The organism is Streptomyces griseoviridis (genome assembly GCF_005222485.1).
Lineage (GTDB): Bacteria > Actinomycetota > Actinomycetes > Streptomycetales > Streptomycetaceae > Streptomyces > Streptomyces hintoniae.
On the sequence record NZ_CP029078.1, the window covers coordinates 2,020,695 to 2,041,631 of the forward strand.

A 20,937-nucleotide genomic window follows, 5' to 3' on the forward strand; every position below is an offset into this window, starting at 1 on the left:
GCGGGCCGGCGCGGGGTCAGGCCGCCGCCGGCCGGGCCGCGACCATCCGCAGCACGAGGTCGGCGTAGAGCGCGCCGACCTCGTCCGGGGTGCGCGGGCCCCCGACGTTGAACCAGCGGGCGACGTCGATGCAGAGCGAGAGGATCGCGAGGGTGGTGCCCTGCACGTCGGGGACGTCGAAGTCGCCCGCGGCCACGCCCTCCTCGACGATCCCGCGGACCTCCGCGTCGACCTGCCGGCGCAGCGCGAGGATCTCGGCGCGGGCGTCGGGCCCGAGCGCGTCGAGTTCGTACTGCACGACCCGGGCGGTGGTGCGCCGGCCTGCGTGCCAGCGGACGAAGGAGCGGACGGCCTCGGCGAGCCGCTCGGCCGGGCTGCCCTCGGCGCGGGCCGCGGTGCGCAGGATGTCCAGTGCCTTGTCGTGGCCGATCCGGCTGATCCGGTGGAGGAGTTCCTCCTTGGTCTTGTAGTGGATGTAGAGCGCGGCCGGGCTCATGCCGGCCCGGCCCGCGATGTCGCGGGTCGTGGTGGCGTGGTAGCCGCGCTCGGCGAAGGCCTCCACCGCGGCGACGAGCAGGCGCCTGGCCGCGTCAGGGGTGACCTGCTCCCACGGCTCGACCTCGCCGCCGGTCGTCTCCTGCGCCGTACTCATCGCTGGCCTGCCCCTCTCGCCGACATCCGCCCCACCATACCGCCGAAGGTGAGCGCCCGCTTAGCGTGCCGTCCGCCGGAGTGCGCCGGGCCGCCGAGGCGCGGGAGGTCGCGGGGCGGGAGTCGCCAAGGTGCGGGCGGCCGCGCGGGGCGGTCAGAACTTCTCGAAGGGGCCGTGCGGGCGGTGCGCGGACTCCTGGCGGTCCCTGATCACCTTGGCGAGGGTGAAGGACGAGGTGACCAGGTAGAGGACGGCGATGGCGAGGAAGGCGCGCACCCAGGCGTCGGCGTGCAGCCGGAAGATGCCGACGGCGGTCGCGGCCATGGCGACGGAGAAGGAGGCGACGGCCTGGCCGTAGAAGGCCGCCGTGTTCTGCTGCTTGCCCGAGGTGTCAGTCATGCCGACAGCATCGGCCGACCCCGCCGCGTGCGGTATCCGCCCAGCTACTCAGCCGGCTACTCAGAACGCCGAGACACCGGTCAGGGCGCGGCCGATGAGCAGCTTCTGGATCTGGCTGGTGCCCTCGTAGAGGGTCATCACCCGGGCGTCCCGCAGCAGTTTGCCGACCGGGTACTCGTCGATGTAGCCGTAGCCGCCGAAGACCTGGAGGGCGTTGTTGGCGGCGCGCACCGCGGCCTCCGAGGCGAACAGCTTGGCCTTGGAGGACTCGACGGCGAACGGCTCGCCGCGGTCGACCAGATCGGCGACCCGCCAGGTCAGCAGCCGGGCCGCGTCCACGTCGACGGCGATGTCGCTGATCAGCTCCTGCACCAGTTGGTGTTGGGCGATGGGCTTGCCGAACTGCTCGCGCTCGCCCGCGTACCGCACGGCCGCGTCCAGGGCGGCCTGGGCGATGCCGACGCAGCCCGCCGCCACCGACATCCGCCCCTTGGCGAGGGCCGACATGGCGACCGAGAAGCCCTTGCCCTCCGGGCCGAGCATCGCGGAGGCCGGCACCCGGACGCCGTCGAAAACCAGTTCGGCGGTGGCCTGGCCGCGCAGCCCGAGCTTGCCGTGCAGGGTGCGGCGGGTCAGGCCCGGGGTGTCGGCGGGGACCAGGAACGCGGAGACGCCCTTGTGGCCCGGGGCGTCGGTGGAGCGGGCGAAGAGCAGGACGACGTCGGCCCAGGTGCCGTTGGTGATGAAGGTCTTGGTGCCGTCGATGACGTAGGTGTCGCCGTCGCGCACCGCCCGGGTGGTGAGGCTGCCTGCGTCCGATCCGGTGCCGGGTTCGGTGAGGCCGAAGGAGCCGACGTACTCGCCGGCCGTGAGCCCCGGCAGCCAGCGCCGCTTCTGCTCCTCGTCGCCCCAGGCGGCGACGGTCTTGGCGACCAGGCCGAGGGAGACCGAGACGATGCCGCGCACGGACGAGTCGCCGCGCCCCAGCTCCTCGGTGACCAGGCAGTACGCGAGGTGGTCGCCGCCGCTGCCGCCGTACTCCTCGTCGACGGTGAGGCCGAGGAAGCCGACCTCGCCGAGCTTCCTCACGATGTCCCGGTCGACGTTCTCGGCCCGGTCCCAGGCGACGACGTGCGGGGCGATCTCGCGGGCCACGAAGTCACGGGCGAGCTGCCGTACGGCGCTCTGCTCCTCGCTGAGCTCCAGGTTCATGCCGAGTCACCCCACTGGGACGTGCCCTTAAATTAGCACTGCTAGTTTGTGGTCGCAGCCCTACTATGTGCGCCATGGCCCGACCGCGCAAGCCCCTCCTCAGCACCGACCGCATCGTCTCGACCGCCCGCGCGCTGGTCGACGCGGAGGGGCTCGCGGCCGTCTCCACCCGCCGGCTGGCCGCCGAGCTGGGGGTGAGCGGGCCGTCCCTCTACAACCACTTCCGCACCAAGGACGAGATCCTGGAGGCGGTCGCCGACTCGGTGAGCGCCCAGGTCGACCTGTCGATGTTCGAGGACGGCAGGCAGTGGCGGACCGCTTTGCGCGACTGGGCGGTCTCCTACCGGGCCGCGCTGCGCGACCACCCGAACATCGTCCCGGTACTGGCCCGCGGCCCCGGCCGCCGCCCGGCCGCGCTGCGGCTCGCCGACGCGGTGTACGGCGCGATGGTCGACGCGGGCTGGCTGCCGGCCCAGGCCACCTCGATCGGCGCGCTGATGCGGTACTTCATCATGGGCTCCGCGCTCGGCTCGTTCGCCGGGGGCTTCGTCGACGACCAGAGCGCCTACGACCCCGCCGACTACCCCCACCTCGGCCAGGCCCACCTCCTCGCCGACCAGCAGGAGAAGATCGACGAACGGGCCTTCGAGACCGGCCTGACGGCGCTGCTCGACGGCCTCGCGCAGCAGTACGCGCGGCTGGCCCCGGAGTCGGAGTCCTGAGTCCGCGCCCCGGCACACTTCGGTCCCGGCCGAAGCGTCCCGGGCGCATGCTGGACCCATGACCACCAGGGACCCCCGGGCGGCCCGGCTGGCCCGGTTCGCCGGGCTCGTCGCCGACGAGACACGCGCCGCCTGCCTCCTCGCCCTCCTCGACGGACGGGCCTGGACCGCGGGTGAGCTGGCCCGGCACGCGGGGGTCGCGCCGTCCACGCTCAGCGGTCACCTGGACCGGCTCGTCACCGGCGGGCTGCTCGCCGAGGAACGGCAGGGGCGCCACCGCTACGTACGGCTCGCCGACGCGCGGGCCGCCCAACTGGTGGAGGAGTTGGCCGCAGGCACCGGCGGCTCCGACCTTCCCGCGCGCGCCGGACTGCGGGCGGCGACCGCCGACTCCGCGATGGCCCGCGCCCGCACCTGCTACGACCACCTCGCGGGCCGGCTGGGCGTCGCGGTGACCGACGCCCTCGCCGAGCGCGGCCTGCTGCTGCGGGAGACCGGGTTCGCGCTCACCGACGCGGGTCTCCGGTGGTTCGCGGCGACCGGAATCCCGCTCGACCGCGCGGGCCGCCGCCCCCTGGCCCGCGCCTGCCTCGACTGGACGGAACGGCGCCCGCACCTCGCGGGCGCCGCCGGGGCCGCGCTGTGCCGGCACGCCCTGGAGACGGGCTGGTGCGCGCGGATCGGCTCGGAGCGGGCCGTACGGGTGACGCCGACCGGGGAAGCGGCCCTGCGCGAGCTGCTGGGGGTCACGGCGGAGGCGCTGCGGTGACGGGCCGCGGACCCCCGCGAGGCACGGCAGCGGGCTGCTGAGGTGCGGGGGCGGGCCGCTCAGGTGCGGGGGCGGGCGCTGCGGTGACGGCCGCGGGCCTCTGCGGACGGCGGACCGCCGGAGTACCGGCGGAGGCGACGCGGTGACGGCCGCGCTCTCCTGCGGGCTGCGGGCTGCGGGCTGCGGGCTGCGGGCTGCGGGCCGACGGTGCCCGTCCTGTCTCCTGGCCGTCGACCTCCGTACCGCCACCGTCTCCGTCTCCGCGCCGACCGGCACCAGCACCAGCACCGCTACCGGCGCCCGGCGCCCCTCCACCGCCTCGTCCGAAATCCGCGCGCCCTTCGGCGGCGCCCCTCCTACGCTCAGGGACCATGATGAACGTCTCCCCCGCCCGCCGGACCGAACTGCTCGCGGCCGGTGCCGCCGTGGTCACCGTCGTGCTCTGGGCCTCCGCCTTCGTGTCGATCAGGAGCGCGGGAGCCGCCTATCCGCCGGGCGCGCTGGCGCTCGGACGGCTGGCTTCCGGCACGCTGGCGCTGGGGGTGTTGTGCGCGGTGCGGCGGGTGGGGTGGCCGCCGCGGGCCGCGTGGCGGGGCATCCTCGTCTCCGGTGTCGTCTGGTTCGGGTTCTACATGGTCGCCCTCAACTGGGCGGAGCAGCGGGTGGACGCCGGTACCGCCGCCCTCGTCGTGAACATCGGGCCGATCCTCATCGCGCTCCTCGGCAACCGGCTGCTCGGCGACCCGATGCCGCCCCGGCTGCTGGCGGGCATGGCGGTGTCGTTCGCCGGGGCGGTGACCGTGGGCCTGTCGATGTCGGGGGACGGCGGGTCGTCGGTGCTCGGGGTGGTGATGTGTCTGCTGGCCGCCGTCGCCTACGCGGCCGGTGTCGTCGCGCAGAAGCCCGCGCTGGGCAGCGCGAGCCCGTTGCAGGTGACGACGTTCGGCTGTCTGGTCGGGACCCTGGGCTGTCTGCCGTTCACGGGGCAGTTGGCGCGGGGCCTCGCGGACGCGCCTGTGTCGGCGACCCTCAACATGGTGTACCTGGGCGTCTTCCCGACCGCCCTCGCCTTCACCACCTGGGCGTACGCGCTGGCCCGTACGACCGCGAGCCGGATGGGCGCGACCACGTACGCGGTGCCCGCCCTCGTCGTCCTGATGTCGTGGCTGCTGCTCGGCGAGGTGCCGGGCCTGCTGACGCTGGCGGGCGGGCTGCTCTGCCTGGCGGGGGTCGCGGTGTCCCGGTCCCGGCCGAGGACGCGCGTCGACGGCGAACTCCGCGCGCGGAGTGCGGAGTTGCCCGCGTCCTCGGGGGAACGCCGCGCGGAGGAGGCCGGGTCGGCGGCCCCTCCGGCGGAACGGGATTAGGCGGGGCGCTCGTTCAGAAGACCACGAGCGCTCGGCCGCCCTTGCCCGCGAGCATGTTCTCGAAGGCCGCCGGGATGCCGTCGAGGCCGATCCGTTCCGTCACCAGGGCGCCCAGGTCGAGGCGGCCCGCGCGGACGTGTCCGGCGAGGACCGGGAGGTCGCGGGCGGGGTCGGCGTTGCCGTACACGCAGCCCGCCAGGGTGCGGCCCCAGTGGAAGATCTCCAGGGCGTTGAAGGTGACCTGCTGGTCCTTGCCGCCGATGCCGACGACGGTGGTGCGGCCGCCGCGCCGGGTGGAGTCCCAGGCGGTCCTGATGGTGGTGGCGCGGCCCACGCACTCGATCGCCGCGTCCACGCCCTGCTTCCCGGTGAGGGCGCGGATCTCGCGGGCCGTGGTGTCGGAGGCGACCAGGTAGTCGGTGGCTCCGGCGGCCCGCGCCAACTCCTCCTTGCGCGGGGAGACATCGACGGCGACGATCCGTGCGGCGCCCGCGATCCTGGCCGCCTGGAGGGCCGCGAGCCCCACCCCCCCGACGCCGAACACGGCGACCGTCTCACCCGCGCGGACCCGGGCGGAGTGGACGACCGCGCCGTAGCCGGTGAGGACCGCGCAGCCGAGGAGGGCCCCGTCGGTGAGGGGGATGCCGTCGGGCAGCGGCAGCAGACAGGAAGCGGCGACGACGGTCTCCTCGGCGAACGCGGCGACGTTCAGGCCGGGGTGGAGGTCGGCGCCGTCGTCGGCGCGGTGGGCGTACACGTCGGCGGCGCCCGCCAGGGCGTTGGCGCACAGCCAGACCTCGCCGAGCGAGCAGGCGTGGCAACGGCCGCAGGCGGGAGCCCAGTTGAGGACGACCTGGTCGCCGGGGGCGACGCCGGTGACGTCCTCGCCGACGGCGACGACCGTGCCGGCGCCCTCGTGGCCGAGGACCGCGGGGACCGGTACCCGCATGGTGCCGTCGGAGAGGGAGAGGTCGGAGTGGCAGACGCCGGCGGCGGCGAGCCGGACCCGGACCCGGCCGGGGCCAGGCGCGGGCAGGGCGATGTCGGTGACCTCCAGGGGGGCGCCGACGGCGGGCAGAACGGCTGCGCGAACCATGCGAACGCTCCTAGAACTGGAGGGACTTGGTCTGGAGGAACTCGGCGAGGCCGTGCGTGCCGAGTTCCCTGCCCACGCCTGACTGCTTGTGGCCGCCGAAGGGGGCGAGGGGGTTGAACCGTCCGCCGTTGATGTCGACCTGCCCGGTCTCCATCCGGCGGGCGAAGGCGGCGGCCGCCGCGTCGTCGGCCGCCCAGACGGCTCCGGACAGGCCGTAGACGGTGCCGTTGGCGATGCGCAGGGCGTCCTCCTCGTCCTCGTAGCGCAGCATCGTCAGGACCGGGCCGAAGATCTCCTCCTGGGCGACGGTCATGTCGGGGGTGACGTCGGCGAGGACGGTGGGGCTGACGAAGTAGCCGCGCGGGTGCGGGGACTCGGTGCCGCCCGCGACCAGCCTGGCGCCCTCGGCGACGCCCTTGTCGATGTAACCGCGCACCCTGGCCCGCTGGGTGGCGTTCACCACCGGGCCGATCCGGTCGCCGTACTTGGCGGCGGCCGTCGCGGCGAGGGTCACCGCCTGCTCGTACTCGTCGCGGTGGACGAGCATCCTGGTCCACGCGCTGCACGTCTGCCCGGAGTTGGACATGACGTTGGCGACCCCGACGTTGACCGCGCGGGCGAGGTCCGCGCCGGGCAGGATGACGTTGGCCGACTTGCCGCCGAGTTCCAGGGCGACCCTCTTGACCGCCGCGCCCGCGAGCGCGCCGATGCGCCGGCCGACGGCGGTGGAGCCGGTGAAGGACACCAGGTCGACGCCCGGGTGCTCGACGAGGGCCTGTCCCGCGACCGGGCCGCGCCCGGTGACCAGGTTGAAGACGCCCGCGGGCACCCCCGCCTCGTGCACCGTCTCGGCGAACAGCTGGGCGACCAGCGGGGTGTCCTCGGCGGGCTTGAGGACGACGGTGCAGCCGGCCGCGAGCGCGGGGGCGACCTTGGCGACGATCTGGTGCAGCGGGTAGTTCCAGGGGGTGATCGCACCGACCACGCCGACCGGCTCCAGCAGGACGGTGGAGTTGCCCGTCCTCTCCTCGAAGGCATGGGTCGCGGCGAGTTCGGCGTACGAGCCGGCCACGGCGATCGGCAGGGCCGCGTGGACGGACCGCGAGAACGGCAGCGGTGAGCCGAGTTCGGCGGTGACCGTCTCGGCGATCTCGTCCTCGCGGGCGGCCAGCGCGTCCCGCAGCGCGGCGAGCCGGGCGGCGCGCTCGGCGGGCGGGGTCGCGGCCCAGCCGGGGAGCGCGGCGCGGGCGGCCCGCACGGCGGCGTCGATGTCGGAGGCGTCGCCCGCCGGGACCCGGCCGATGACCTGCTCGTCGGCCGGGTTCACGACCTCGATGGTGTCCGCCCCCGCGGCGGGGCGCCAGGCGCCGTCGAGGTACATGCCGTCGTGTGCCTTCATCGTGCGTCCTCCCGGGCGGGTACGTCGTCGTCCGCCTCATAAACTAGCGGCGATAGTTTTCCGGCGCCAGAGATGCAGGGCACCGCGTGCCACCCGGTGCCCGCCCAGGACGTCACCCGCCCCGCGTAATCACTCGTCCAGGTCCGGCAGCCGGGCCGGCGCCGGGGAGATCCGTTCACCGTGCTGGTCGAAGACGAAGAGATGCGCGATGTCGACGAGCAGCGGCACCTGCATGCCGTGCCTGAGGTCGATGTCCGGCGTGGTCCGCACCACCAGATCGCCGGGCAGGCGGGGCTCGGCGGGCCTGGGAGCGGTGTCCGGCGGATCGTCCAGCGCGACGACGGGCCCGGCCCGCAGCGATCCGGCCCGCTCCCTGAGCCGGTCCAGGACCCCCGACCCCTCGCGGCGCCGCCGCCGCGAGGGACGGGCGACCGGGCGCGGCGCCTCCAGATCGGGCACGACGGCCGCCTGCGAGCCGGTGTTGAAGTGCACCAGGACCTCGTGGCCCTGGAACTCGACGTGCTCGACGAGACCGGTGAGCACCGCCTCCCCCGGCCGCGCGTCGGCGCGCTTGGCGATACGGATCGCCTCCGAGCGCAGTCCGACGATGACCTCGCGGCCCTGCTGCACCCGCAGCAACTGGTGGTCGAGGGAGAGGGGTTCGGGCAGCCGCAGGAACTGCTTGCCGAGGCTGATGGTCATCGCGCCGTCCAGCGGGGCACGGACCAGGCCGCGCAGCAGGTTGATGCGCGGGGTGCCGATGAAGGCGGCGACGAAGACGTTGCGGGGCAGGGCGTACACCGAGCGGGGGCTGCCGACCTGCTGGAGGACGCCGCCGCGCAGCACCGCTACCCGGTCCCCGAGCGACATGGCCTCCGCCTGGTCATGGGTGACATACACCGTGGTGACGCCCAATTCACGGGTGAGGCGGGCTATTTCGGCGCGCAGATGGTTGCGGAGCTTGGCGTCCAGGTTGGACAGCGGCTCGTCCATCAGGAAGACGGAGGGGTGGCGGGCGATGGCCCGGCCCATGGCGACGCGCTGGCGTTCGCCGCCGGAGAGCTGGCCCGGGTAGCGGTCGAGGAGGTCCTCGATGCCGAGCATGCGGGCGGTGGCGTCGACCCGCGGGCCCGGGTCCGCGCCGGGGTTCTCGACGCGCAGCGGGAAGCCGATGTTGCCGCGGCTCGTCATGTTCGGGTAGAGCGCGAAGTTCTGGAAGACCATCGCGACGTCGCGCTCGGCCGGGATCAGATGGTTCGCGTACTCGCCGTCGAGCAGCAACTGCCCCTCGGTGACCTCCTCCAGGCCGGCGATCATTCTGAGGACGGTGGATTTGCCGCACCCCGAGGGACCGAGCAGGACGAGGAACTCGCCGGGTGCGATGTCCAACGACAGCCGGTCCACCACGCGGACGCCCCGCGTGTAGGTCTTGCTCACGTCGTGCAGAGAGATGGCGCGTGTCATGTCCGGTGCCCCCGGTGGCGGATTCGGGCGCTGATGCTCCGTGTACGGATGCCCCGCACGTGAGGTACGGGGCCTGTGGGTCACGGAAGTTAACGGAATGTACGCGCGCGGGGGAAGCGATTCGGCCGGATCGGGGGCGATCGTCCGCGATACGAGAAAACGGAGGATTTCCTTCCGGAGGGCGGCGCCGGGGGTGGGATGTCGGGAGTGGGCATGCGGGAGGCGGGGCTGTCGGAGGGGCGGAAGCCAGGGCGAGGCGGGCGGCGTGACGGGGGTGAGGCGTGCGGGGTCCGGGGTGGGCGGTCTCCGCGGGTTCCGGGAGGGTGCCGTCAGGGCTCCGTCGTCGGTGCCGTCGGTGCCGTCGAAGTGGGCTGCTGTGCCAGGGAGTTCGTGGGCTCCTGGGGTCCCGGCGGGGTCTGCGGGTGCTGTGCCTGGGTCCGCGGGTGCTGTGCCGGGGGCTGCGGGTGCTGTGCCGGGGCCGGCCGGGACGGGGACCGCCAGGAGACTCCCGCGGAGAGCAGCAGCAGCGCGCCCAGCATCACGAACGGGGCCGCCACGCCCGCCGCTCCGGCCACCAGGCCCGCCGTCGCGGGCGCAGCGACCTGGCCGAGGCGGTTGCCGGTCAGGCGCAGCGCGAGCGCCGTGGAGCGGGCGCCCTCGGGGGCCGCCTGGACCACCGTCGTCATGGAGAGCGGCTGTCCGACGCCGAGGCAGAAGCCGAGCGCCGTCAGCGTCAGGGCGAGCGCCCAGACCGGCGCCGGGACCGCGACGCCCGCGCACAGCACCGCCGCGAGGAGGCAGGTCACCGCCAGCAGGGCCGGCCGTCCCAGCAGCCGCAGCAGCGGGGTGAGCACCAGGCGGCAGGCGATGGTGGCGCCCGCGCGCAGGCTGAGCAGCACGCCGACCACCGAGGGCGCGATGCCCCGGTGTTCGCCGACCACCGGGAGGTACGCGGTGAGGATGTCCGTGGCGGACAGCACCGACAGGCTGACCAGCATCCCCGCGGGCACGCCGCGGGTCCGCAGGATCCGCGCGACCGGCACCCGCTGCCCCGCGCCCGGCCGTGCGGTGGCCGTCGTCCGGTCCTCGACACGCCACAGCCAGGCGCAGCCGGCCGCCGCGCCCGCGCCCGCCACCAGCAGGGCCCGCGCGCTGCCCGCGGCCATGTCCTGGCCGCCGATCAGCGCGCCCGCGGCGATCGGGCCGACGAGCTGGCCGAGGGAGGCGCCGATGGTGAAGTGGCCGAAGTCGCGGTCCTGTTCGTGCGGCGCGGACCGGCGGGCGACCAGCGACTGCGAGCCGATCACGAAGCAGAGGTGGCCGAGCCCCATCACCCCGCTCCACAGCGCCATCGTGGCGAGCGAGCCGGCGAGTCCGCTGAGCGCGCAGCCGCCGGAGATCAGGATCACGCCGGCCGGCAGCAGCGGCGCGCAGCGGCCGTGGTCGGTGCGGCGGCCGAGCGGTACGGCCGCGAAGAGCGGCAGCAGGGCGTAGACGGCGGCGATGACGCCGATGGCGCGCTCGTCCGCGCCCAGCGACAGGGCCCGGTAGGAGACGGCGGGCCTGGCCATCGACACCGCCCCCTGCGCGAAGCCGAAGGCGATGACGAGGCGGAGCAGCCAGCCGCGGTTGCCACCGGGCGCCATGACGGTGTCCTCCCGCGCGATCAGACGATGCCGAACAGGATTCCGGCCCCGAGGACCACGAGGGAGGTCAGGGCGGCCCACTTGACGACGAACCGGGTGTGGTCGCCGAACTCCACCTTGGCCATGCCGACCAGGACGTAGACGGCGGGCACCAGCGGGCTGGACATGTGCAGCGGCTGGCCGACGAGGGAGGCGCGGGCGATCTCCAGCGGGGAGACCCCGTGGGCGGCGCCCGCCTCGGCGAGCACCGGGACGATGCCGAAGTAGAAACCGTCGTTCGACATGAAGTAGGTGAGCGGGATGCTCAGGACGCCGGTGACGAAGGCCATGTGCGGGCCCATGCCGTCGGGGATGTTGGCGACCAGCCACTCGGCCATGTGGTCGACCATGCCGGTGCCCTGGAGGACGCCGGTGAAGACGGCGGCGGCGAAGACCATGCCGGACACGTTGAGGACGTTCTCGGCGTGCGCGCCGATGCGGGCCTTCTGGTCGGGCATGTGGGGGAAGTTGACGGTGAGCGCGGTCGCGGCGCCGAGCAGGAACAGCACCGGGATCGGCAGCAACTCCATGATCATGGCGGTCAGCAGGACGACCGTGAGCAGCGCGTTGAACCAGTAGAGCTTGGGGCGCAGGGTGGCGCGGTGCGGGTCGAGGCCCTGGAAGTCGCCGTCGGGGGTCTCGTCGGGGGTGCGGTCGGGGGTCTCGTCGGACGGCGGCTGCGGGCGGTCGGCGTCCGTCCCGGAGCCGGAACCGCCGCCGGGGGCGGGCGACGCGACCGGGCCGGTGCCGGTGGTGGAGCCGTTCCGCGGGGTCTTCTCGGCGCCCGCGCCGACCAGGACGGTCTCGCTCCCGGCCGTCTTCTCCTCGACCAGCACGTCGTCGAGGGTGAGCACGCCGAGCCGGGTGCGCTCGCGGCGGCCGAGGACGTAGGCGAGGGCGATCACGAAGACCAGGCCGACGGCGAGCGCCGGGATCATCGGGACGAAGATGTCGCTCGCGTCGATCTTGAGGGCGGTGGCGGCGCGGGCGGTCGGGCCGCCCCACGGCAGGGTGTTCATCACGCCGTTGGCCATCGCGGCGACGCCGGTCATCACGACCAGGGACATCTTCAGGCGCTTGTACAGCGGGTACATCGCCGAGACCGTGATCATGAAGGTGGTCGAGCCGTCGCCGTCGAGCGAGACGATCGCCGCGAGCACCGCGGTGCCGACGACGATCCGCAGCGGGTCGGCCTTGCAGAACCTCAGGATGCCCCGGACGATCGGGTCGAAGAGGCCGACGTCGATCATGACGCCGAAGTAGACGATCGCGAACATCAGCATCGCCGCGGTGGGCGCCAGGCTGGTGACGCCGTCGATGACGTAGTCGCCGAGGTGGGCACCCTTGCCGACGAAGACGCAGAACAGCGCCGGGATCAGCACGAGCGCCGCGATCGGCGACATCTTCTTCAGCATGATCAGGACCAGGAAGGTCGCGATCATGGTGAAGCCGAGGATGGTCAGCATGAGTGGATACCTAACGTTCGCCCTTGAACATCCCACCTGGGGCCGGCGGTGGGTCGACGTTAGGTCCCGTCAAACGGCGTTAACAAGACGTTGACATGCGAGCAATAAGCGCAGAATTCCTGGTCACAGACGTGCGGTTGCGGTCAGGACCCGTCCAGTACCCGGCCCAGGTAGGCGCGCAGCATCAGCCGCGCCTCCTCGATGATCCGCGCGTCCCCCTCGGGGGCGACCCGGAACGCCAGGTGGACCAGGGTGTCGGCGGTCTCCACCGCGACCAGGAAGCTGCGGCGCAGGTCGTCGTCCGGCTCGCGGTCGAGGTAGCCGGCCAGCAGGTCGGTGAGGCGGTCGGCGACCCGGTGGTTGGGTTCGCTGTGCCGGGAGCCGACCGGTATCTGGTTGCCGAAGTCGACGAGGGAGAAGCCGGGCGCGGTGCGCTTCATGACGAGGTACTCGTCGAGGACGGCGTCCATGGCGGTGCGCCAGTCGCCGACGCCGGCGCCTTCCGGGGTGCCGTCCCCGTGGAGGCGGTCGGTGACGCGCTCGGTGAAGCGCTCCAGGTTGCGCTGGGCGAGGGCGTCCGCCATCTGCCGCTTGTTGCCGAAGAAGCGGTACACGGAGCCGATGGGCACGCCGGCCCGCTGGGCGACGGCCCGGGTGCTCAGGTCGTCGTAGCCGACCTCGTCCAGCAGGTCCGCGCAGGCGTCGAGTATGCGGGTGAGCCGTTCGGCGCTGCGCCGCTGCACGGGGGCGCGGCGCAGCGAGGGCGCGTGGGACACGGTCTTCATGATGCCTTTCCGGCGGGGGCGGGTGAACGTCGTCTCCCCGTACGCGGATCGGTGCCCCCCTCACTCAACGCACTCGCGACATTCGGGGTGCCCGGGGTGAACCCGGCACGCGGTGCCAGGGAACGGGCGACGGCGACGGGGGCCGCGGAGGCGCCCAGAGGAGCCCGGGTGCCCGGTGCCGTCCGGGCCCGCGAGGTCTGCGGGAGGTCCGGCGCGGTCCGCGCCCGCGCCGTCGTCCGGGCATCCGGTGCCACGTCCGAGGCCGTGATGTCGGCCGTGCTCTGGACGGGCTCGCCCGCGACCGCCCACGCGGTGCCGTCGTCGGCGTAGAGGCGGGCGGTGACGTGGTGGGTGCCGCGGGGCACGAGGCGGGCCGGGATGCGGTACGTGACGCCGCGCAGCCGGGTCACCAGGCGGTCGTCGACGAAGAGGAACGCGAAGCCCTGTCCCGGCACCGCGCGGGCCCGCGTGCCGGCCGGTGAGAAGCGGAAGCGGCGGACGGTGAGCCGGACGCTCCAGGCGTCGTCGGCGTCCGGCTGCACCTCGATGCCGACCTCGGGGGCGCCCTCCTCGGGGACCTCCCGGAAGTGCCTGCCCTCCTTGTCGGTGCCGCGCAGCAGCTTGCCGGCCGGGGTGGGTGAGGCGGTGCTCGCGCCGCGGACCCGGCCGTCCCCCGCGGCGCAGCCGGTGGTTCCGGTCAGCGCCAGGGCGCAGACCGCGAGTACGGCTGAGGTCCCCCGAATCCACGACATGCCCGGAGCGTAGAACACGGGTCCGACCCGTGGATCCCCCCGCCGTCTCGTTCCGGTCGTTCTTCCCGCGCGGTCACCGGGAATCCGCAGGAGAGCGGTCTCCCTCTTGCGCGAGGGAAACCGCAATCCTACGGTGATGCATAGGAATCAGACCGCAAGGGAGCGATCATGAGCGGGGACGCGCGCACGGCCGCGGAGGGACTGCGATATCTCTCCGGTTTCGGCGACGAACACAGCTCCGAGGCGGTTCCGGGGGCGCTGCCGGAGGGCCGCAACGCGCCGCAGCGCGCCCCGCTCGGGCTCTACGCGGAGCAGCTGAGCGGAACGGCGTTCACCGAGCCGCGGGCCCACAACCGGCGCTCCTGGCTCTACCGGATCCGGCCGTCCGCGGCCCACCCGGCCTTCACCCGCACCGAGAACGGCGCGATCCGCACCGGCCCGTTCACCGAGGTGACGCCCGACCCGAACCGGCTGCGCTGGAACCCGCTGCCCGCACCGCCCGAGGGCACCGACTTCCTGGCCGGACTCTGGACCCTCGGCGGCAACGGCGACGCGACCCAGCGCACCGGCATGGCCGTGCACCTCTACCACGCCGACCGGTCGATGCGACGGGTGTTCAGCGACGCCGACGGCGAGCTGCTGATCGTCCCCGAGCGCGGCGGGCTGCTGCTGCGCACCGAGTTCGGGCTGCTGCGGGCCGAGCCGGGCGAGGTGGCGCTGATCCCGCGCGGGGTGCGGTTCCGGGTGGAGCTGCTCGACGGCTCGGCGCGCGGCTACGTGTGCGAGAACTACGGCGCCCCCTTCCGGCTGCCCGACCTCGGCCCGATCGGCGCCAACGGCCTGGCGAACGCACGGGACTTCAGGGCACCGGTCGCCGCGTACGAGGACGTCGACGGAGCGGCGGGCCCGGTCGAGGTGGTCAACAAGTTCTGCGGCAACCTCTGGACGGCCGACTACGACCACTCCCCGCTCGACGTCGTCGCCTGGCACGGCAACCACGTCCCGTACGTCTACGACCTGCGCCGCTTCAACGTCATCGGGACGGTCTCCTACGACCATCCGGACCCGTCGATCTTCACGGTGCTGACGTCCCCCTCGGACACCCCGGGTCTCGCGGGCGTCGACTTCGTGGTGTTCGCGCCGCGTTGGCTGGTGGGCGAGGACACCTTCAGGCCGCCGTACTTCCACCGCAACGTGATGAGCGAGTACATGGGGCTCATCGAGGGCGCCTACGACGCCAAGGCGGAGGGCTTCGTGCCGGGCGGCGGCTCGCTGCACAACATGATGTCCGCGCACGGCCCGGACCGGGAGACGTTCGACCGGGCGAGCGCGGCCGAGCTGCGGCCGCAACGGATCGACGACGGCCTCGCGTTCATGTTCGAGACCCGCTGGCCGCTGACGCTGACACCGCACGCGGCGGGCGCCGGCCACCTCCAGGAGCGCTACGACGACGTCTGGCACGGTCTCGAACGGCACTTCCGCTCTGTTTAATGGAGTCCACCGCAGACCCCGCCGACGGTACGGACGGACCCGTGACCTCCTTCGCCCCCGACTCGATCGTCCTGAACCGCAAGCTGCCGCTCTGGTACCAGGTGTCGCAGTCGCTGCGCGCCTCGATACTCGGCCGCTCGCCCCGGGACCCGCTGCGGCTGCCCACCGAGGAGCAGTTGGCGGGCCACTACGGGGTGAGCGTGCTGACCATGCGGCAGGCGCTGAAGGAGCTGGAGGACGAGGGTCTGATCACCCGGCACCGCCGCCGGGGCACGTTCATCGAGCCGAGCGCCCGGCGGGGCGCCCCGGTGCGGCTGCTCGGCTCGGTGGACGCGATCGTGGCCCAGCAGTCCGGCATGGCGGCCGAGTTGCTCGCACACGGCACGGCGCCGGTCCCCGCCGAACTCGCCGAGTTCTTCCCCAACCTGACGGAGGTGGCGACGTACCACCGGCTGCGCGGCGACGAGAAGACCGGCGAACCCACCAACCACGCCCGCAACTACGTCCGTCCCGAGCTGGCCGACCGGATCGACCCGGCCGACCTCGCGCGCCGCCCGATGACCAAGGTGCTCCAGGACCTCCCGGGCGTGGACATCGCCCGGATCACCGACACCGTGCAGGCCCGGCTGGCCGACCCGGAGACCGCGAGACTCCTCGAAGTCCCGCTGCTCAGCCCGATCCTGCACTACACGGGCGTCACCTACGACCACGGCGGGCGGGTCCTCGACGCGGCCGTCATCCACTACCGGGGCGACCGCTTCTCCTTCACGGTGACGCTGGACGCCACCTGAGACAACGCTCCGTGACAGGCTTTACGATGCCCAGCGTGCCGCACGACGACGCTCCGCCGCTGGCGGACCTCATGCCGTGGTCCGTCGCACCGCCGCGGCTCGGCCGGGGGTGGCCGACGGGCCCCGACCCGGCCTCCCTGAGAGCCCGCTGGGACGCCCTCCTGAAGGCCGACGGCCAAGAGCGCGAGGCCCTGTTCGAGCCGACCAGGGCCCGCACCACGCACACGGCGGTGGGGCAGCTGCCGGGGCAGGAGGGCGGCACCGGGAGGCTGGCGCGCGCCGCGGGCCCGTGCCCCGATCCTGTCCGGGTGCTGAGCGCGCCCTTCGACGAGCGGTGGCTGATCCCCGATCACCGGCTGATCGACGCGGCCCGCCCCGAGTTGTGGCGGGTGGCCGACGACCGGCAGGTCTTCGTGGTGGAGACGGCGACGGCACCCGAGGCTCCCCCGCTGCTCGCCACCTCCTGTCTGCCGTTGCTGCGGCCCGGCCGGGTGCGCCCGCTGTTCCGCCGCCCCGGCGGCACCGAACCCAACCTGGCCCCCGGCCTGATCGACCTGCTGGCCGCCCGGCTCGGCCTCTCCCCCACCCCGCGTGACGTGCTGGCCTGGATCGTCACGGCCGTCCGCGACGACCTGACGGTGCCGCTCACCTCCGACCCCGAACTGTGGTCCCGTGGCGTCGAGTCGGGGCGCAGGGCGCTGTGGCTGATGCTGCGCGACGGCGAGCGCCCCCGGCTGCCCGGCGGCCGTCGCCCCTATGTCCGCGCCCCGTTGCCGTCCCGCCCGCTGACCCTGCGCTACGACCGCGCCGAGGAGACCCTGCACCTGGACGAGGGCCGGGTCTCCCCGGTGCCGCCGGCCGCGTGGGAGTTCCGGACGGGGCAAGTCCCGCTCATTCAGGAGTGGTTCACCGCCAGGACCGCGGAGCCCGAGGAGGGCGGCCTCGCGGCGATCCGCCCGGCGCTCTGGCCGCAGTCCTGGACGTCGGAGCTGCTGGAGCTGATCACCGTGCTGACGCTGATGGCGGAGGTGGGCGAGGAGCGGGCCGGGCTGCGGGTGACCGCGCCGATCACGGCGACGGAGCTGCGCGGGGCGGCCGTCCTGCCGCCGCCGCGGGCGTCCCGGCGCCCGGCGTCGGTCCTCGATCACCACGAGGAGGGCCCTGACGGGCAGTTCGCGCTGCTGTAGCGGGCGGGGCGAGCGCGAACAAGCACGGGGGGTGCGCCGTTCACGTCGGCCTGGGGAGGTACGGGTGTGGGCGTGGCATGCGTCGACCTCCGTGCGGCGTGGGTGCGTCGCACGGAGGTGGGGTGTGTCTCGGGTACGGAGCGGGCGGGTGCGTACGGAGACCTGACGAGGGGGCGGTTTCGGCTAGTGGCCGCCGAAGAGCGAGCGGCGCAGTCGGCGCAACGGCGCGAAGAGCGACACCCTGCGGACGCGGGCACCCCGGTCACTGCGGTTCTGCACGGTGCTACGCGCGGTCAGCTCACGCATCAGCGAGGTCGCCTCGTCCGCCTCCCGCCGCGGTACGGCGGGACCCGCCAGCACCGAGAGATGGCGGTCGAGGCGCGAACTGGTCGCGCTGCTCCCGCACGTGATCGCAGGGACCCTGGCCCTGCTGCGTGTTATCTGTTCCATGTCACTCCCCACCCGTACGAATCCACCCGGCACGGGCAGGGTAACCCTATCGCCCTCCCGAGGCACCCGTGTATCCCGGTCACAGGATTCACCTTCCCCGTACGGGGGTTGACGACTCCTTTTTGATTACTCTCCGAATCCAACCGATTTCAGGGCGAGTTGGACAATCGGCTGACTTGTGGGCTGCTCCGAACCCCCGTCCGGCTCGACGGTCACAGCGAGTGAGATGGCGGACCGGTCGAGGTCCGTCGCGACCAAGGGCGTGTCGCCCCCTCGGAAGAGGCCGAGGGAGCGCGGTTCGGCGTCGGGACGCATCAGCCAGAGCTGGTGGACGCGCCCCCCGGGAAGGGGGTCGTACCCGCTGAGGGTGACGATCGCGTCGCCCTCCGACGCGGAGGCGATCACCGTGACGCTCCGCCCGCCGGCGTCCCGGCCGGAGCCCGCGCGGGCGTCGGGGGCGGCGAGAACGTGGGCGATCTCACGTGACTGCGCGCGAGCGGCGTCCAGTTGCTCCCTGGTCCTGTCCGCCTGCACGGCGAAGAGGGAGGCGACCACCAGGGCCGCCGCCGCGGTCGCGGTGGCGAACGGCACGAAGAGCGGTCGGCGCTCGCGCGGCGCACGGGAGCGTCCGGGCGGCGGTTGCGCGCCCCAGACGTGCGGTGGGAGCTGGGCACGTCGGCCGCGCGCCGGAGCGGACTGCGGCGAGGTGGCGCGCGCGGGCTCCTGCGGGGTGGTGCGGACGGCGGCCAGGACGCGGTCGCGCAGCTCGGCGGGCGGCCTCACGGCGGTGGACCAGGCGAGCCTGACCGCGTCCTCGGACAGGGCGCGCACCTCGGCCACGCACGCGGGGCAGCGCGCGAGGTGCTTCTCGAAGCGGACCCGCTCGGCGGGTTCCAGGGCGTCGAGGGCGTAGGGGGCGGCCAGCGAGTGGCGGTCGTCCCGGCCGAGCATCCGGTCGAGGAGACTCACGCGGCACCTCCCAGGCAGTCGCGCAGCCGGGTCAGTCCGTCGCGCATACGGGTCTTGACGGTGCCCAGCGGCAGCGAGAGCCGCTCGGCGACCTCACGGTAGGTGTACCCGTCGTAGTAGGCCAGCGTCACCGACTGGCGCTGGAGATCGGTGAGCCGCTTCAGGCAGCGGCGCACCCACTCGCGTTCGAGGCCCGCCTCGACCTCCTCGGAGACCTGGTCGAAGGCGGTGCTGTGGGAGCGGTGGGCCTCGCGCTGCTCGCGCTCCCCCGCGGCGCGGGCGCTGCGCACCCGGTCGACGGCGCGCCGGTGGGCGAGGGTGAGGACCCAGGACAGGGCGCTGCCCCTGAGCGGGTCGAACTTCGGGGCGGAGCGCCAGAGTTCGAGCAGCACCTCCTGGGACACCTCCTCGGACTGCGCCGGGTCCCGCACGACGCGTCGCACCAGTCCGAACACCGGGCCCGACACGATCCCGTACAGCGTCTCGAAGGCCCGCTGGTCACCGCCGGCCACGAGCACCAGAAGCTCGTCCGCCTCCATCCGCTCCCCCTCCCGCCGGCCGCCGCATCCGGACCGACCCGTCACCCCAGGCATTCGCAACGCACGCACCTCCGCCAGGGGTTACGGATCAGCGGGCTCGAAACGCGGGTCGGGGGACGGAGAAATAAGTTTTGGATTCGACCAATCCGGTCCGCGGGGCTCTCCGAATGTCCGGTCGTCAGGCAAGTTGGCACAGAGGACGGACGGCATGACACCTCACTCGACCGGCAGTGCGGGACGCAGGAGCCTCGCGACCCTCGTATGCGGCGCGCTGGCCGCCGGCGGGCTCGTGGCCGCGGGCGTCGCCACGCTGGAGCCGGGGGCGGCCTCCGCCTCCAGCCACCGGGAGGCCCCGCTGATCTCGGGGCAGCCCCAGTACGACAACACCGACGTGTACGCGTTCGTCAGCCCGGACAAGCCGGACACGACGACGATCATCGCGAACTGGATCCCGTTCGAGGACCCGGCGGGCGGCCCGAACTTCTTCACGTTCGCGGACGACGCCCAGTACGACATCCACATCGACAACAACGGTGACGCGCGCAGTGAGTTGCTGCTGCGGTACACCTTCACGACCCACACGAAGAACAAGGACACGTTCCTCTACAACACGGGCGCGGTCACCAGCCTCGACGACCCCGACCTCAACGTCACCCAGACCTACGACATCGACCTGGTGAAGTCGCACGGCGGGAAGGTGCGCTCGCGGACCAGGCTCGCCGACGACGTGCCGGTGGCGCCGTCCAACGTCGGCAAGGCGTCGATGCCGGACTACGACACCCTGCGCAAGCAGGCGGTCCACAAGCTCTCCAGCGGCGCGCAGACCTTCGCGGGCCAGGCCGACGACCCGTTCTTCCTCGACCTGCGGGTCTTCGACCTGCTGTACGGCGGCAACCTCTCCGAGGTCGGCCGGGACACCCTCAAGGGCTACAACGTCAACTCCATAGCCCTCCAGCTCCCCACGGACATGATCACCGAGTCGGCGGAGCAACCGGTCGTCGGCATCTGGTCGACCACCCAGCGCCGCAACGCGCAGGGCTACTACCAGCAGGTCTCGCGGCTGGGCATGCCCCTGGTCAACGAGGTCGTCAACCCGCTGAAGGACAAGGACAGGTTCAACGCGTCCTCGCCGCGCGACGACGCCCAGTTCCTGAAGAACGTCACCAACCCGGAGCTGCCGAAGCTCATCGAGCAGATCTACAAGATCAAGGCGCCCGCGGAGCCGCGCGACGACCTGGTCGACGTGTTCCTGAAGGGCGTCGAGGGCCTCAACCAGCCCCCGCACGTGGTCCCGTCGGAGCAGCTGCGCCTCAACACCTCGATCAAGCCCACCCACAGCCCCAAGCGGCTCGGCGTCCTCGACGGCGACAACGCGGGCTTCCCGAACGGCCGTCGGCTCACCGACGACGTGATCGACGCGGCCCTCCAGGTCGTCGAGGGTGAACTGCTGGGCGCGAAGAACGACTTGGGTGACGCGGTCGACAAGAACGACAAGAAGTTCGGCTCGTCCTTCCCGTACCTGGCGAACCCGACGGCCGGTTCGCGCGGCGCGGTCGCCAAGGGCGTCAGCGGCGGCAACGACGTCCGCAACCAGCTCGGTGACGCGCTCCGGCCGGCCGGCGCGTCCGGCACCGGGAACATGGGGCTGATCACCGCGTCAGCGGGCGCGGGCGCGGCCGGTATCGCCCTGATCGGCGGCGGCCTGCTGTGGTGGCGCCGCATCCGGCGCGGGGCGTACTGAC

The 20,937-nt window shown here is 73.3% G+C and carries 20 protein-coding genes; 7 read left to right on the top strand and 13 right to left on the bottom strand.

All coding sequences use genetic code 11. The annotated features are described in order from the left end of the window. Positions 1–16: 16 nt before the first annotated feature. The 3 genes from DDJ31_RS08020 to DDJ31_RS08030 form a co-directional block, all read right to left on the bottom strand. Complete coding sequence (locus DDJ31_RS08020; RefSeq protein ID WP_127180979.1) at positions 17–652, bottom strand: TetR/AcrR family transcriptional regulator; 636 nt, start codon at positions 650–652, stop codon at positions 17–19. A gap of 153 nt (positions 653–805) precedes the next feature. Next, the gene (locus DDJ31_RS08025; protein ID WP_127180978.1) at positions 806–1,051 is read right to left on the bottom strand and encodes a YiaA/YiaB family inner membrane protein; all 246 of its coding nucleotides are present in this window, start codon (positions 1,049–1,051) and stop codon (positions 806–808) included. A gap of 60 nt (positions 1,052–1,111) precedes the next feature. Next, the gene (locus DDJ31_RS08030; RefSeq protein WP_127180977.1) at positions 1,112–2,263 is read right to left on the bottom strand and encodes an acyl-CoA dehydrogenase family protein; all 1,152 of its coding nucleotides are present in this window, start codon (positions 2,261–2,263) and stop codon (positions 1,112–1,114) included. A 74-nt stretch (positions 2,264–2,337) separates the two neighbouring features. Here DDJ31_RS08030 and DDJ31_RS08035 point away from each other — a divergent pair, with 74 nt between their 5' ends. The 3 genes from DDJ31_RS08035 to DDJ31_RS08045 all read left to right on the top strand — a co-directional run bounded on the left by DDJ31_RS08035 (position 2,338) and on the right by DDJ31_RS08045 (position 5,121). Next, positions 2,338–2,985 carry a TetR/AcrR family transcriptional regulator gene (locus DDJ31_RS08035; RefSeq protein ID WP_127180976.1) on the top strand — a complete coding sequence of 216 codons (648 nt, stop codon included), beginning with the start codon at positions 2,338–2,340 and terminating at the stop codon, positions 2,983–2,985. Between the two features lie 58 nt (positions 2,986–3,043). Continuing rightward, positions 3,044–3,754, top strand: coding sequence for an ArsR/SmtB family transcription factor (locus DDJ31_RS08040; RefSeq protein ID WP_127180975.1), 711 nt, complete (start codon positions 3,044–3,046; stop codon positions 3,752–3,754). 371 nt (positions 3,755–4,125) lie between these two features. Beyond that, complete coding sequence (locus tag DDJ31_RS08045; protein WP_431028520.1) at positions 4,126–5,121, top strand: DMT family transporter; 996 nt, start codon at positions 4,126–4,128, stop codon at positions 5,119–5,121. Between the two features lie 13 nt (positions 5,122–5,134). Here DDJ31_RS08045 and DDJ31_RS08050 read toward each other — a convergent pair whose 3' ends face one another. The 7 genes from DDJ31_RS08050 to DDJ31_RS08080 all read right to left on the bottom strand — a co-directional run bounded on the left by DDJ31_RS08050 (position 5,135) and on the right by DDJ31_RS08080 (position 13,768). Then, positions 5,135–6,217, bottom strand: a complete 1,083-nt coding sequence (locus tag DDJ31_RS08050) for a zinc-binding dehydrogenase (RefSeq protein ID WP_127180974.1) — start codon at positions 6,215–6,217, stop codon at positions 5,135–5,137. A 10-nt stretch (positions 6,218–6,227) separates the two neighbouring features. Then, on the bottom strand, positions 6,228–7,616 hold the full coding sequence (locus DDJ31_RS08055; protein WP_127180973.1) for an aldehyde dehydrogenase family protein: 1,389 nt from the start codon (positions 7,614–7,616) through the stop codon (positions 6,228–6,230). A gap of 129 nt (positions 7,617–7,745) precedes the next feature. Then, entirely contained in the window at positions 7,746–9,080 is a 1,335-nt protein-coding gene (locus DDJ31_RS08060) for an ABC transporter ATP-binding protein (protein WP_127180972.1), read from the bottom strand. 329 nt (positions 9,081–9,409) lie between these two features. Next, positions 9,410–10,726, bottom strand: coding sequence for an MFS transporter (locus DDJ31_RS08065; protein WP_127180971.1), 1,317 nt, complete (start codon positions 10,724–10,726; stop codon positions 9,410–9,412). A gap of 20 nt (positions 10,727–10,746) precedes the next feature. Further along, complete coding sequence (locus DDJ31_RS08070) at positions 10,747–12,231, bottom strand: CitMHS family transporter (protein WP_127180970.1); 1,485 nt, start codon at positions 12,229–12,231, stop codon at positions 10,747–10,749. A 143-nt stretch (positions 12,232–12,374) separates the two neighbouring features. Next, positions 12,375–13,016, bottom strand: coding sequence for a TetR/AcrR family transcriptional regulator (locus DDJ31_RS08075; protein ID WP_127180969.1), 642 nt, complete (start codon positions 13,014–13,016; stop codon positions 12,375–12,377). Next, on the bottom strand, positions 13,013–13,768 hold the full coding sequence (locus tag DDJ31_RS08080) for a hypothetical protein (protein ID WP_127180968.1): 756 nt from the start codon (positions 13,766–13,768) through the stop codon (positions 13,013–13,015). Before DDJ31_RS08080 ends, DDJ31_RS08075 begins: the two co-directional genes overlap by 4 nt. Before the next feature lie 168 nt (positions 13,769–13,936). Between DDJ31_RS08080 and hmgA the strand changes: the two genes are divergently transcribed. The 3 genes from hmgA to DDJ31_RS08095 are packed head-to-tail and all read left to right on the top strand — an operon-like array spanning position 13,937 to position 17,237. Continuing rightward, on the top strand, positions 13,937–15,259 hold the full coding sequence (gene hmgA, locus DDJ31_RS08085; RefSeq protein WP_127180967.1) for a homogentisate 1,2-dioxygenase: 1,323 nt from the start codon (positions 13,937–13,939) through the stop codon (positions 15,257–15,259). 41 nt (positions 15,260–15,300) lie between these two features. Then, positions 15,301–16,050, top strand: a complete 750-nt coding sequence (locus DDJ31_RS08090; RefSeq protein WP_127182903.1) for a GntR family transcriptional regulator — start codon at positions 15,301–15,303, stop codon at positions 16,048–16,050. Between the two features lie 26 nt (positions 16,051–16,076). After that, the gene (locus tag DDJ31_RS08095) at positions 16,077–17,237 is read left to right on the top strand and encodes a type ISP restriction/modification enzyme (protein ID WP_127180966.1); all 1,161 of its coding nucleotides are present in this window, start codon (positions 16,077–16,079) and stop codon (positions 17,235–17,237) included. A 183-nt stretch (positions 17,238–17,420) separates the two neighbouring features. On the opposite strand, the gene DDJ31_RS08100 is transcribed toward DDJ31_RS08095, so the two are convergent. The 3 genes from DDJ31_RS08100 to DDJ31_RS08110 all read right to left on the bottom strand — a co-directional run bounded on the left by DDJ31_RS08100 (position 17,421) and on the right by DDJ31_RS08110 (position 19,249). Then, entirely contained in the window at positions 17,421–17,687 is a 267-nt protein-coding gene (locus DDJ31_RS08100; RefSeq protein ID WP_127180965.1) for a hypothetical protein, read from the bottom strand. A gap of 126 nt (positions 17,688–17,813) precedes the next feature. Beyond that, the gene (locus tag DDJ31_RS08105) at positions 17,814–18,638 is read right to left on the bottom strand and encodes an anti-sigma factor (protein ID WP_127182902.1); all 825 of its coding nucleotides are present in this window, start codon (positions 18,636–18,638) and stop codon (positions 17,814–17,816) included. 14 nt (positions 18,639–18,652) lie between these two features. Next, a complete protein-coding gene (locus tag DDJ31_RS08110) occupies positions 18,653–19,249 on the bottom strand; it encodes a sigma-70 family RNA polymerase sigma factor (protein ID WP_276319317.1) in 597 nt (198 codons plus the stop codon). Between the two features lie 154 nt (positions 19,250–19,403). On the opposite strand from DDJ31_RS08110, the gene DDJ31_RS08115 reads away from it, so the two are divergent. Next, positions 19,404–20,936 carry a DUF4331 domain-containing protein gene (locus tag DDJ31_RS08115; protein ID WP_127180963.1) on the top strand — a complete coding sequence of 511 codons (1,533 nt, stop codon included), beginning with the start codon at positions 19,404–19,406 and terminating at the stop codon, positions 20,934–20,936. Position 20,937: the final 1 nt, after the last annotated feature.

Excerpts from the sequence above, each read along its gene's own strand:
- DDJ31_RS08110 (WP_276319317.1), bottom strand. The coding sequence starts at position 19,249 with ATGCCTGGGGTGACGGGTCGGTCCGGATGCGGCGGCCGGCGGGAGGGG.
- DDJ31_RS08050 (WP_127180974.1), bottom strand. The coding sequence starts at position 6,217 with ATGGTTCGCGCAGCCGTTCTGCCCGCCGTCGGCGCCCCCCTGGAGGTC.
- DDJ31_RS08020 (WP_127180979.1), bottom strand. The coding sequence starts at position 652 with ATGAGTACGGCGCAGGAGACGACCGGCGGCGAGGTCGAGCCGTGGGAG.
- DDJ31_RS08040 (WP_127180975.1), top strand. The coding sequence starts at position 3,044 with ATGACCACCAGGGACCCCCGGGCGGCCCGGCTGGCCCGGTTCGCCGGG.
- DDJ31_RS08025 (WP_127180978.1), bottom strand. The coding sequence starts at position 1,051 with ATGACTGACACCTCGGGCAAGCAGCAGAACACGGCGGCCTTCTACGGC.
- DDJ31_RS08080 (WP_127180968.1), bottom strand. The coding sequence starts at position 13,768 with ATGTCGTGGATTCGGGGGACCTCAGCCGTACTCGCGGTCTGCGCCCTG.
- DDJ31_RS08105 (WP_127182902.1), bottom strand. The coding sequence starts at position 18,638 with ATGCTCGGCCGGGACGACCGCCACTCGCTGGCCGCCCCCTACGCCCTC.
- DDJ31_RS08070 (WP_127180970.1), bottom strand. The coding sequence starts at position 12,231 with ATGCTGACCATCCTCGGCTTCACCATGATCGCGACCTTCCTGGTCCTG.
- DDJ31_RS08100 (WP_127180965.1), bottom strand. The coding sequence starts at position 17,687 with ATGGAACAGATAACACGCAGCAGGGCCAGGGTCCCTGCGATCACGTGC.
- DDJ31_RS08095 (WP_127180966.1), top strand. The coding sequence starts at position 16,077 with ATGCCCAGCGTGCCGCACGACGACGCTCCGCCGCTGGCGGACCTCATG.
- DDJ31_RS08055 (WP_127180973.1), bottom strand. The coding sequence starts at position 7,616 with ATGAAGGCACACGACGGCATGTACCTCGACGGCGCCTGGCGCCCCGCC.
- hmgA (WP_127180967.1), top strand. The coding sequence starts at position 13,937 with ATGAGCGGGGACGCGCGCACGGCCGCGGAGGGACTGCGATATCTCTCC.
- DDJ31_RS08115 (WP_127180963.1), top strand. The coding sequence starts at position 19,404 with ATGACACCTCACTCGACCGGCAGTGCGGGACGCAGGAGCCTCGCGACC.
- DDJ31_RS08045 (WP_431028520.1), top strand. The coding sequence starts at position 4,126 with ATGATGAACGTCTCCCCCGCCCGCCGGACCGAACTGCTCGCGGCCGGT.
- DDJ31_RS08030 (WP_127180977.1), bottom strand. The coding sequence starts at position 2,263 with ATGAACCTGGAGCTCAGCGAGGAGCAGAGCGCCGTACGGCAGCTCGCC.
- DDJ31_RS08035 (WP_127180976.1), top strand. The coding sequence starts at position 2,338 with ATGGCCCGACCGCGCAAGCCCCTCCTCAGCACCGACCGCATCGTCTCG.
- DDJ31_RS08060 (WP_127180972.1), bottom strand. The coding sequence starts at position 9,080 with ATGACACGCGCCATCTCTCTGCACGACGTGAGCAAGACCTACACGCGG.
- DDJ31_RS08075 (WP_127180969.1), bottom strand. The coding sequence starts at position 13,016 with ATGAAGACCGTGTCCCACGCGCCCTCGCTGCGCCGCGCCCCCGTGCAG.
- DDJ31_RS08065 (WP_127180971.1), bottom strand. The coding sequence starts at position 10,726 with ATGGCGCCCGGTGGCAACCGCGGCTGGCTGCTCCGCCTCGTCATCGCC.